Origin of the sequence: Photobacterium satsumensis (genome assembly GCF_050336935.1) — a bacterium.
Classification (GTDB): domain Bacteria; phylum Pseudomonadota; class Gammaproteobacteria; order Enterobacterales; family Vibrionaceae; genus Photobacterium; species Photobacterium satsumensis.
This window is the reverse complement of the sequence record NZ_JAKJSK010000006.1, coordinates 2,034,893-2,047,017: the sequence shown is the minus strand read 5'-3', so window position 1 is coordinate 2,047,017 and position 12,125 is coordinate 2,034,893. Positions and strand designations below refer to the sequence as shown.

9 protein-coding genes are annotated in these 12,125 nt (G+C 47.0%); 6 read left to right on the top strand and 3 right to left on the bottom strand.

Features of this window, described 5'->3' with window-relative positions; translation table 11 throughout:
• Nucleotides 1–43 precede the first annotated feature (43 nt).
• Nucleotides 44–835 carry a helix-turn-helix domain-containing protein gene (locus tag L4D79_RS09295; RefSeq protein ID WP_428650364.1) on the bottom strand — a complete coding sequence of 264 codons (792 nt, stop codon included), beginning with the start codon at nt 833–835 and terminating at the stop codon, nt 44–46.
• Nucleotides 836–1,423: 588 nt separating this feature from the next.
• On the opposite strand from L4D79_RS09295, the gene L4D79_RS09290 reads away from it, so the two are divergent.
• From L4D79_RS09290 to L4D79_RS09280, 3 genes are all read left to right on the top strand, one after another.
• Nucleotides 1,424–2,383: an AEC family transporter gene (locus L4D79_RS09290; RefSeq protein ID WP_428650361.1), complete on the top strand. Its 960-nt coding sequence runs from the start codon at nt 1,424–1,426 to the stop codon at nt 2,381–2,383.
• Nucleotides 2,384–3,183: 800 nt separating this feature from the next.
• Nucleotides 3,184–3,894, top strand: a complete 711-nt coding sequence (locus tag L4D79_RS09285; RefSeq protein ID WP_428650359.1) for a helix-turn-helix transcriptional regulator — start codon at nt 3,184–3,186, stop codon at nt 3,892–3,894.
• Nucleotides 3,895–4,052: 158 nt separating this feature from the next.
• Nucleotides 4,053–4,226, top strand: a complete 174-nt coding sequence (locus L4D79_RS09280) for an addiction module component (protein WP_428650356.1) — start codon at nt 4,053–4,055, stop codon at nt 4,224–4,226.
• A 47-nt stretch (nt 4,227–4,273) separates the two neighbouring features.
• Here L4D79_RS09280 and pdxH read toward each other — a convergent pair whose 3' ends face one another.
• On the bottom strand, nt 4,274–4,918 hold the full coding sequence (pdxH, locus tag L4D79_RS09275) for a pyridoxamine 5'-phosphate oxidase (RefSeq protein ID WP_428650353.1): 645 nt from the start codon (nt 4,916–4,918) through the stop codon (nt 4,274–4,276).
• A 170-nt stretch (nt 4,919–5,088) separates the two neighbouring features.
• On the opposite strand from pdxH, the gene L4D79_RS09270 reads away from it, so the two are divergent.
• The 3 genes from L4D79_RS09270 (at nt 5,089) to L4D79_RS09260 (ending at nt 10,387) form a co-directional block, all read left to right on the top strand.
• Complete coding sequence (locus L4D79_RS09270) at nt 5,089–6,915, top strand: sensor histidine kinase (RefSeq protein ID WP_428650351.1); 1,827 nt, start codon at nt 5,089–5,091, stop codon at nt 6,913–6,915.
• Nucleotides 6,912–8,216, top strand: coding sequence for a sigma-54-dependent transcriptional regulator (locus L4D79_RS09265; protein ID WP_428650349.1), 1,305 nt, complete (start codon nt 6,912–6,914; stop codon nt 8,214–8,216). Before L4D79_RS09270 ends, L4D79_RS09265 begins: the two co-directional genes overlap by 4 nt.
• A gap of 218 nt (nt 8,217–8,434) precedes the next feature.
• Entirely contained in the window at nt 8,435–10,387 is a 1,953-nt protein-coding gene (locus L4D79_RS09260; RefSeq protein ID WP_428650346.1) for an EAL domain-containing protein, read from the top strand.
• Between the two features lie 67 nt (nt 10,388–10,454).
• Here L4D79_RS09260 and L4D79_RS09255 read toward each other — a convergent pair whose 3' ends face one another.
• Complete coding sequence (locus L4D79_RS09255) at nt 10,455–12,107, bottom strand: flagellar assembly protein A (RefSeq protein ID WP_428650344.1); 1,653 nt, start codon at nt 12,105–12,107, stop codon at nt 10,455–10,457.
• Nucleotides 12,108–12,125 lie beyond the last annotated feature (18 nt).

Below are 12,125 nucleotides of genomic sequence, written 5' to 3'. Positions count from 1 at the left end.
AATAGGCAGCCAGTCAAGACGAGGAGTGAAAGGTGTTGATCAGTTAATTTGCAGGATTGTCGCGGCGATAGCGCGCCGGCGGCTTGCCATACAGGCGGGTAAAGGCTTGGGTAAAACTGCTCTGGCTGGCAAACCCTGTACTCTGGGCCACTTGAGCAACACTTAGCTGGGACTCTTCAATCAGATCCCTCGCCAGCTCTAGGCGCTTTTTCAAGACATACTGGTGAGGAGTGGCCCCTGTCTGCTCTTTGAACAGGTGATGAAATTGGCTTTCACCTAAAAAGACCAAGCCAGCCAGCTGGGAAACGGAGATTTTTCTGGTCAGGTGCTGAAGGATATACTGATCGATCACATCCATGTTCAACCGATAAGTCTGACGATCAAATTTCAGCGGCTTGAAATGGCGATGCAACACACACATCAAGGTATCGGTACACGCTCTGCTGAGCAGCAGATCATCGGGGTGGGCAGCCATCTCTGCTGTCAGCGCCTGAATGAGGTTCTGTGCTTGGCGATCAAGATGGAAATAACCTGAGTTCTCAAACAGCTGGGCAATATGGTCTTGACTATAAGAAGCCTGAAATTGCTCAGCAGCGACATTCAATACCAAAATTTCATTATTGCCTATGCCGGAAAAGGCATGCTCTGAGTCTGCTGTTACCAAACACCCCTGACCGGGGCATACCAGATTGCCCGCCCCTTCGATATCAAATTCCGTTTGCCCCGATAGACCAATCACCACCTGGTTGTAACCATGGTTATGGTGATCCATCTGCTCTGGTAACTTGACGATTTCAGAATGTTTGAACATTGGCGTGTTTAGCTTTTCTTTCATGCTAAATAACCGAAGAATATAGCGGTGATTCGTAGGCCGATAATACCATAATTCCCCCAATAGCTATACCCACCCCACACCGACCCTACAATCATGATCGCTCACCTGAAACCCCTGGAGTTATCACGGAACCATGATCAAGTGGGGAGATTTTACGGCCGGTGTCATTCTGATGCTATTTTGTTGATTTAAAAACCAGCTATCAATTTTATTATCTAACAACGTCCAGAGCACCAATTCATCCCCTTCTATCTAAAATGATTGTTTTTCAGCCGCTTAACTTAAAATCGGCGTCATAGGCCAAGCTGCCCTAACTAGCTGCCGGCACTTTGAACAGTCAGTAACGGGGATTCACTTGATCATCGTTCTGGGGTAAAAGGCCATGATCGCGATCTCACTTGATCATCGTTCCAATCGGAACGACATTGGCCGTTATAACACACCTCTTGATCATCGTTCCGTCTACTTTCAGTAGGTTGCAACCTCTACTGATAACAAGAAATAGATCGAAGTAATGATCCTTGATCATCTTTCCTATCTCGAGACTAATTGTGTTACAAATAGCACTCTTAATAGGGATAGGCGATCATGACAGAGCTGCTTGCACAACTACATTATTCATTTTCCATCACTGGCCCCATCTTTCTCATGCTGGGATTGGGGATCTACCTCAAACGCATTGGCATGCTGACGGAAGCATTCATAGAAACTGGCTCCAAACTGGTTTTCAACTTAACCCTACCCGCCATGTTGTTTTTGAGTGTTTCCCGTTCCAACATCTCCGAAATCGGGAACCCTGACTTATTATTGTTTGCACTGGTAGCAAATATTCTCACTTATCTACTGTTCGAGCTGTTGGCAAAACGCGCCATCAAACAGAAACAAGATCGTGGCGTGGTGATCCAGGGGGCTTTTCGTGCCAATACCGGTATCATCGGCCTTGCCTATGCCAGCAATGCCTTCGGCGATACAGGCCTTGCTCTTGGCTCGTTGTATGTTGCCGTCATCACGGTGGTATATAACATCCTTGCCGTCATCACCTTATCGCGCTCAAATCCAAACTTGCCAAGCCTCAATGCAGGCTTCCTGCTCCGATCCATTATCAAAAACCCATTGATCATCAGCATACTCTGCGCACTGCCATTTTCCCTTCTTGCAATTCCGCTACCAGAGTTAATCACAAAATCCGGCGGTTACTTTGCCGATATGACACTGCCGTTGGCACTACTCTGTACCGGTGCAAGCCTGAATTTCAACCAGTTGCGGCAAGAGCCAACCAATACCCAGTATGCCAGCATGGGCAAACTCGTGGTTGCCCCACTGCTCATTACCCTAGCAGGTATTGGACTCGGCTTTAGAGAGTTGGAACTTGGGCTGATATTCTTGATGAGTGCAGCACCGACAGCGGCTGCAAGCTATGTGATGGCAAGAAATATGGGAGGCAATGCCTACCTGGCAGCCAACATTATTGCTGTGACGACACTCGGTTCCATATTCACTAGTAGCTTGGGGATCACTTTGCTAAGGACGTTTAATTTAGTCAATTAAGCAAAGCAACATCACAAGCATTATTTATCCTCAAGAGTTAAGAGGGTATTACGATGCGACAAACGGCTAATTACCTTGCAAAATTAGCCGTTTTTTTTTAAATCGAATAGCTCTATTCGATAACTGTATGTTTGGCCAGATAAATATAATTCCATTCCACATTGTTTTCTTTGAAAATAAAACCAAGCGCGTGCAGGTGCATGCATATCTAGACAGACCAGTTATCTGGACAAACCATTGCTCATTTGTTGCCGAAAAAATGATTCAAGACATGTACAAACATATGCAAAGTAATTGAATAAGCTCTCGTTTCTATACCCGTCATCGCGATTTGCTGACGACAAAATTGGTGCATTTTTCCAAATAAGCATTTTTATGCCCAATGTTTTATAGCGCACCTCAAAAACGCGGAATCACATTTCCATATCACTGTCAATAGGTGATTTCCCCCCTTACTTGCTTATCGTACTATTGCTATAGTGCTTTCCGTCGACAGGGAGACGGTTTTTACCGCTTTCTGCCTACAGTATCCAGCTTTGGATACATGCCAAGCGGGTTTACTTTGGTATACACCCTCATACCAAAGAATATGAATCTGATTGGATACCTCTTCTACACGTCGTACAGGATTGTGCTCTTCGGAGTCAAACTCTTGTCTTTGCCGACCTATTAGGTCGGCTTTTTTTTATCCTTTTTTACAAATGTGTCCAAAAACCCGTCATTCAGATATTGTAACCTCTGGCCATTCAATTAAACTTCACAGTTGCAACTGCTCTATTCTATTAACTCAGGCACACGTAGTGAAAAATAAAGTCGACCCCTCTTTACTACATATATTTAATCAGCTCCCAGGGTGTTGGGGATGTAAAGATAAGGATTCAGTCTTCGTTTATGCTAATTCCGAGTACGGAAACATAATTGGTGTTGATCACCATTTAGATTGTATCGGCCGTACCGATTTCGACATGCCAAGCCCGACAGTTGAATGTGCAGAAGCATTCCGGGAGCAAGATAATCTTGTGGTGACATCAGGAAAAAGAATGCGGGTACTGGATATCCACCCCTATTCCGATGGCAGTTGGCGTGCACACTTATTCACTAAAACGCCTTGGAAAAATGAAGAGAACGACATCGTCGGAACCATTTTTTCAGGTGTCGAACTCAAGGATACGGCAGTACTCGAAGTTGGCCACTGGATTTGCCGGGCTGCCGGCCTCGATCCGAAAGAACAAGCCTCCTTCAATCTTGACCTCAACCACAACGCCATAAACCTTAACACCCGCGAAGCCGAAGTCCTCTTTCTGTTGCTGTATGGCAAAAAGCCGCAGTACATGGCTAAGGTGCTCGGTGTCTCGGTTAAAACCGTGGAGAATTATGTCATTCGGCTACGGGAAAAGTTCAATGCCCGCTCGAAGAACGAACTGATCGACATAGCGCTCGATCTCGGCTTTGGATCGCAGATCCCAGAGAGTATGCTAAAACGCCAGCTATCGGTGATTTTGAAAGAATAATCTGGCCAAATTTGTAACCGCAAAAGACGCAGACTTAGTTTGCCTTTTTGCAATCCAAAGTCTGTTTCCAGATCAATTTTTGTACTGGGCTGATTACCTATAATTCGCCCAGTTATTAAATTTACCGGCCTAAGTGCCAACGATATGCTGGAAATACTATGAAGCAATTTACGATCACCTACGTTGTCCATCCGCATTTCAACATCCCTTGCAAATACCAAATCCAAGCGGTGAGTGAAATCGAATCCATCACCAGTGCCGAAAAAGCCCTCAAAGTACGCCACCCTGAAGGAGTGAGTATCGTCACTAGCCAACAGCAGTTGGCGGCATAAAAAAAGAGCAGCTATTCGCTGCTCTTTTTTTATGCCGATTGGTATGCTCATGGCGCCAGACGTTCAATATCCCATGGCTGGGATCCATCTTTCGCTCGGGTATACAAAAAACGGTCATGCAAACGGTTAGCGCCGCCCTGCCAAAATTCGACCGAATTGACTTTTACTCGGTAACCGCCCCAAAACGTCGGTACAGGCACTTCGCCTTTGGCAAATTTGTCTTTCAATTCGAAAAATTTACTTTCCAACGCCTGCCTGGCAGAAATCCGCTCGCTTTGCTTGCTCGCCCAGGCAGCAATCTGACTTTCTTTTGGTCGTGACGAAAAATACCTCAGCACTTCCATCTTGGACAATTTTTCCGCACATCCGGTAATGTGAACCTGCCGCTCAAGGGGGTGCCATGGAAAATGCAGGCTTATTTTGCTGTTGTCAGCCAAGTGCAACGCCTTGCGGCTACCTAAATTGGTATAAAAGACAAACCCATCTTTATCAAAATGCTTCAATAACACAATACGCTGATAAGGCTGCCCGTGTTCATCAACAGTGGCCACCGTCATCGCAGTGGGATCAGTCAGCTTTGCTTCTATCGCCTGCTCAAGCCAGGTATTGAAAAGTTGTTCCGGCTGCTCCGGCAAATCATGACGGCGCAAACCACCCTGCGTATAGTCGCGACGAATATCAGACAATTCCATTGTTATCTCCGCTCATTCTCTGGATGTTTCTTACAACGCTGAAATTGTGCGCTTTGTCTGGTTGAAACACAAGTAAAATGGCCAACAGACAAAGTGAGCTCAATACTATGCAACCAAGCTCGACGTTTCGAACGAATGAATTTGCTACATTGGCAGAAAAAGGCCTTCCTATGTCGAGTAAAAAAAAATTCTTCTGCATTGCCCTACTAATAGGCTGCGTGGGTGCGATGCTCATCAGTTGGATCACTTTGTCACAAATCCAACGCCACCTCAGCGAAAAGCTCGTTATGGACGTCACCCAGCTTGGCACCAAAATAGACACCCAACTCGAACGTTACAGCCAACTACCCGAAGTCCTTGCCAGTGATCCGCGGTTGCTCCCTCCCCTCCACCCCAACCGTAAACCGGTTGCAACTGTAGGCGATCAATACCAAGCCGTAAGCAAACTTCTTGCACAATGGAGCCAAACCTTAGGTGCAGACACCTTGTACCTCATTGATATGCATGGCACAACGCTCGCTTCCAGCAATTGGCAACAACCCGACTCATTTGTAGGACAAAACTTCAGTTACCGTCCCTATTTCCAACAGGCTGTTAAGGGTCAGAATGGCCAGTACTTTGCGTTGGGAGCACGGTCGGACAAACGGGGGTATTATTTTTCAGCGCCAGTCACGGTAAACCAACGGCCTGTTGGCGTACTCACTATCAAGGTGGATCTTTCATTGCTCGCCGACATTTGGAAGTACGACGACATTGAATATGCGATAACAGATCGCCTAGGGATCATTTTTTATAGTTCAGAACCCCAGTGGCTTTATCATTCGCTAACGCCACTGAGTGAAGTCACGAAACAGAAGATCAAGCAATCGCGGCAATATGGTCATGCTGATATCGCCCCGCTTACCCAAACAGAGAACCTTGCCTCATTAAGCCAACAGCCCGTCATTCCTTTGCACCGTTCAAACGCTGCGACTTCACATTCCTATATCACTGCGCAGCATGATATGGATAAAGCGGGTTGGTACATCTTCGGCTTTACACCGCAAACAAAAGCATTCGAATATATGGGGCAGGTGCTGCTGTTGTTTATCTTGATCTATACCTTGCTATGTATCGCAATCCATTCTTGGTGGCAAACCTACCGGGCCAGAATCGACTTGGCCAATCTCAACAGTCGGTTGGAAAAGCGGGTAAACCAACGTACCCGGCGGTTACAAGAAACCAACCAGCAGCTAAAAATCACCCTGAGCCAATATGAGCATAGCCAAGCGGAATTGAAACAAACCCAGGATGAGCTGTTGCAAGCTGCCAAGCTCGCAATGCTGGGCGAACTATCTGCCAGTATCAATCATGAAATCAACCAACCACTTGCCGCGATTCGGACCTATGCCGAAAACTGCCGGAAACTATTAGAAAAACAGCGTTACGATATGGTCAGGGGCAATATTGATGAAATTATCCAGCTCAACGAGCTGATCGCTGACATCATTGCCCGGTTCAAAGTTTTTGCCCGCAAGGGAAATTTACAGCAAGCCTCACCTCGAACCAATGCCGGAAATTCTATCCGCTCTTCTTTGTCGTTAATGCGCAACGCGCTGATAAAGCAAGGGGTCATACTTCGGTTAGAGGACTTTCCAGACAATGTGATCATCAATATCGATGCTGTGCAATTTGAACAGGTGTTGGTGAACCTGTTGCAAAATAGCCTTCAGGCACTCAAAGATCAGCCGGAACCTCAGGTTGGCATTACGCTAACAATCCATTCAGGCCAAGCTGAATGCCGGGTATGGGACAACGGTCCTGGGTTAAGCCAAGAGCAAAAAGAGCAGGTTTTCTCGCCATTTTACACCACCAAGGAAGACGGTTTAGGGCTTGGAATGACAATATCGAAACGCATCATCGATGCATACCACGGCACACTCAGTGTCAGTGACCACCCAGGCGGAGGCGCTGAGTTTACCCTCTGTTTACCCTTAGAGAGCGAGAGCACGCCATGAATACCCCAGTTATATTTATCGATGACGAAAAGTCCCTCCGCAATGCCCTTGGCCAAACGCTCGAATTGGAGGATTACGATGTCACGCTCTTCGCCAGCGCCAAACCCGCTCTGGATCAGCTGACTAACCAGTTCCAAGGGGTCATTATTTCCGATATCAATATGCCCGGTATGGATGGGCTCACCTTTCTCAAACAGGCTTTAGCCTTAGATCCAGAGCTTTCCATTATCATGCTCACCGGCCATGGGGATATTTCCATGGCTGTTGAAGCCATGCGGCTCGGCGCTTATGACTTTCTGGAAAAACCTTTTTCGACTGAACACCTACTTGATGTCGTCAAACGGGCTGCCGAGAAACGTGAACTGGTACTGGAAAACAAGGAACTGCGCCGTGAACTTGAGGTGCAAAGTGGGCCTGGACCACGAATTCTGGGCAACGATCCGGCCATCAGGCAACTGAGAAGGATCTTGTCCCACCAGTCAAAAACTCATACGCCGCTATTTATCCACGGTCCCGGTGGCTGCGGCAAAGCCTTGGTTGCCCGCTTTGTCCATGACCATGGTTTACAACCACAACAACCATTTGTCACCATTGATTGCAGCGCACCCGGCGCTGAGGCGCAGCTGGGTGACCTTATCGCAAGTCATACAGAGCAGCTATGTGTTTCAGAGGATCAAACGTCACCGCTCTTTGCCACCCTTTATCTCAAACACATCAACCATACACCTCCGCAAATTCAATCTGCGTTGGAAGGTTTCATTGAAACGCTATGTAAAGGGAATGAGGCTGCTCGGGTCATTGTCAGTGCCGATACCGACCACCATCAACAAAGCCAAACCGGCCTACTGCATACTCTTTATTTCAAGCTGGGTTTCATCGCATTAGATCTGCCACCTCTTCATAAACGACGTGACGATATTGCACTCTTATTCCATAACTTTCTTCGTACGGACTGCAGCCGTTTTGGCATTGAACCGCCGCACATCGATACGCGACTGGAGCGGTGGCTGGCTGAACAAGATTGGCCGGGAAATGTACGAGAACTGCGGCAATTTGCCGAACGCTATGCACTGATGGGATCCAAAGCTATCGGCAACCACACTCAACAAGGCAGTGAACAGGCACAGGCAGCAACACTGGCTATAAGAGTGGCCGATTTTGAATGTAAGGTGCTTCACGACGCGCTCAATCGCCATCAGGGCAGGCTAAAGGAAGTGCAACTGGAACTGGGCCTTGCGCGAAAGACCTTATATGACAAATTGAGAAAGTATCACATTGATAAGAAGGAGTTTAAAGCCTAGCCGAACCACGGCCGGAACCATAAAGCAAAGCCAAATGAAAACCATGGCTGGTTTACACTTTTTTTCGAACTATCTCCATAAAACAAGATGTTAATCAGCCCTTCCCATCTAGCGAGCTAGAAATTTTGATACCTTAATCAGAGCGCTAGAATTGACAACCTCAGTCGCCTGAACGCTTCCCATCAACCATTTTCTCTTCAAGCTTGCTGAGATACACTATGAACTTATTTCGCTACACTTTTACTTGGATTGCGAGTACTTTCACCGCCCTGTTATTGTGCTTTGTCGTTTTACATTCCCTGAGTATACGCGGAACTCTCATCGAGCACGCTCAGCAACAACTGCACTCAAGCACATCCTATTTTGAACAGCGCTTGGGATTATTGGATAGACAAGATAACCCCGCCCAAGTGAACTACCCTATGTTGCTGGAGCAACTCGGCCAAATCTCCCCACGGGTGGAAACACACGTGCATGTATTGGCATCTAACCAACAGTATTCATCTGCATCTTTAAGCCAACCAATACAAGCAACTCCACCAACCAATATTTTTTGGCCGGCTCTCTCGTTGCAGCGTACCTTGTTCGGTAATAGTGATCTTGCGATACGCTTTACGGCTGATATACCTGCCGGCACAATGACAGTGGCTTTTTGGCAAAATTTTTTACCCGGGTTAACAATTGGCGCCGGAATCTACCTGCTCGCATTATTGCTTCTTTTTGTACTGCTAAAGCGAAAACTCCAGCCGTTGACCCAACTCGCTCTGCAATCTTCGGCTATTGGCCATAACACGCTCACTCTTCCACCCACCTCATTAAACAGCATTGAGGCAAGGGCCTGGGTGAAAATGTTCGGCCATTTTAAAAAACAGCTTGATGACATTTTTCAACAACAAGCAAATGAAGCCAGTAAACTGAAAGCACAAGCGTATCAGGACAATGTTTCGGGCTTAGGTAATCGCCATTATTTCATTAACCAACTCAATGCCTGGCTCGACAACCCACAACAAGGCGGCCTGATTTTGCTTAAATCGACCTTGCTTGATGAGGTGTACCAGCAATACAATTTCGAAGAAGGGGATACCTTCACCCGCAAACTGGCCGATGAATTAAATGCCAATATCATCCATGCGCAGGTTTACTTGGCTCGATTATCATATGATGAGTTCGCCGTTCTGCTGCCTAATATTGCCACACAAAAAATGATGCAAGTTGCCGAAGCAATGATTGAGGTGCATCGACAACAAGAAAAGGCGTACCGTGGCGAAAGCACTGACAGCGTATTTCTTGGTCTGCTGATGATTGAACATGCCAGTAGTGCTAGCCACATCCTGGGGCAACTAGATAATATACTGGCCCAAGCCACACGCAACCCGGCCGAACCTATCCAACTAGCAGATAACCAGCACCAAGTGCCGAGTTTTGGTAAGCAGCAGTGGAAAGCGTTATTGCTCGACGCCATCGACAACGACGCGATGAGCTATCAGTACCAGCCCGTTGTCAATGAACATCAACAGTCCTTTCATTTCGAGGTGTTCTCGTCGCTCAAAGCCGAACAGTCACGCTACAATGCCAACCAGTTTCTTGGTGCGATAGAAGATGTCGGTGCGGGGGTGTTGCTTGACAAACACGTTATTGCCCACCATGTGAATATATTGAATGGTGATCAAGCGCGAGGGCCTTTTGCCATCAACCTCACCACGAACAGTATCACGGATCCAGCCTTCAACCGCTGGCTTGATCAACTCCTGTCACGTAACCAGCATCTATCGCAGCGCTTACATTTCGAAATTCCAGAAGCATGCTTCATTCGAACCCCTGATGCTTGTAGCTTGTTGTGCTCAGCCATTCGTTTTTACAAATTCCGTTATGGCGTAGACGGCTATGGCCGCTATTTCAAATCGCTGACCTACCTCGAAGAATTCCGCCCTGACTACGCTAAAGTTGATTTTTCGTATACCCATCAACTCAACGATGAATTTAAGAAACAACTACTATCATCAGTCTGTAGAACGGCCCACAGCCTTAATATCATGACTATAGCGACCCGCGTAGAAACAGAAACACAGCTTGAGAGGCTGTCCGAATTATTTGTCAGTGGCTTCCAAGGTTTCTTAACCGAGCAGAAAGTAAAAGAGAAGCGCTCAACCAGACAACCGCATCCACATTAAAAAACTGATGAGTGATTTTTAATTTACAGTGTAAATCTAATTTACACTGTAAATTGGAATAACCCGATTAGAGTGGCGAGCACTGAAATACGTGGTCAAAGAGATGAAGTTTGGAAGGACCGTGGTCTTGCGTAATGAGCAATTTTTCTTTTTCCAAACGGCTCTGCACCCCCGCATAGAGGCGATTAACCGCAGTGATCATCACCCGAGAACGTAGCTCATCATATTCGTCACGTAACTGTTGATAGTCAGCTTGAAGCAAACCAATCTGTGACTTATGTTGTTCAGCGGCATATTGAATGCGTTCACTTAATTCGACAGGGCGCTTGTGCTCAGGCAGTTTCAACAGCTTGAGCTGCGCCTGCTTAATTTTATCGACGTTTTGCAGTTCAAGCTGATAGTCATGATGTTTTTCTTGCAGTTGCTGTAACAGGTATCCAAATTTGGTGAATGCGGTTACCACCGTTGGGACACCAGAAAGCGCACCAAGGTTAACCGCACGGATACTATAACCCGCCTCAGTCACCCCACCGCTTAAGCTCCCTTGCCGCTTAAACTGATCCATCACGACAACTTCGCCTTCAGCATGAATGACGCTGTGAAGAACATGCAGGGTAAACATCGCATTCTGACCGCAGGTAATATCAGCAAACTGGGCAAACTTACTCGTTACACTGCCTTTGGCTTCGATACAGCAACCAAGCTTGTTTCCCTCTAGCTTACGGCCAATGATTCCCTTAATAATTGAAATATCACCGCCGGCTTTCAGTTCAGCTAACTCAACAAAACCAGCGACAGTAATATTCCCCGTGGCAGTCACCTTCATCCCAGGCGTGACATCACCGGTTATAAGGATACTGCCGTCAAAGTTAATGTGTCCGGTTGCGACATTAACCCCTTTGAGGGTCAATGCCTCATCAACCTGCATACCACGGGGTTTGGCGACAGGGATCCCAGATTTCTCAGCCAGTAACATGTTCGGGTCTTGCTCGCTGATTATGGTCCCGTCGCCTGGCTGGAGCTCACTATCCTTACCCGGTTTTGCGGGTAAAGACTTCCCCTCGACCGTATAACCCGCGACACCTTCCGTCGCAGGGATACGCCGCATCAACCCCTGACCGGCTTTAACCGTGATTAGTTCACCCAAATCACGCATATCAACCTTACCGTCATCGGTTGCCTGAGGTTTTAAAATACGTTGGCTGGCGTCATCTACAAGTGATTCGAAACGAACATTAACACCATTTTCAGGCAATCGGCCAAAGGCCACGGGCAAGGTAAGCTTTTCACCGGGACGAAGATTCTGTGCTTGGTGAAGAAGTTGATGAAGTTGAGTTTTACGGATCCCTTTGATAATTCGATTTTGCTTGAGCGCTTCTAAAATATCGGGTCCAGTAGCATGTTTGCCACCATAAGGTGCCGTAATGGTAATCGCGGCGCGCATAAAATCAGAATCAGCCTTAACCACCAAGCTAGCATCACGCCGCTCAGCGATCACAATGGGCTCTGCATAGTCGGTTCCTGGGCCGAGATCATCGTCCCGGCTGGTAACAGCAAGTGCTGAATCTATCGCTTTTTCAAATAGGTAGAAATTTTCAGCCCCAATGCTATCAAGTTGTTCGATCAACAACTCACGCGTTGGGGCCTCTTGCAGGTCTGCGGTTGCCGCAAATAACACTGATTGTCCATCATCAGCGATACGCAGAAAAAGATCTGCCATATCAACTCCTTTTCTCTG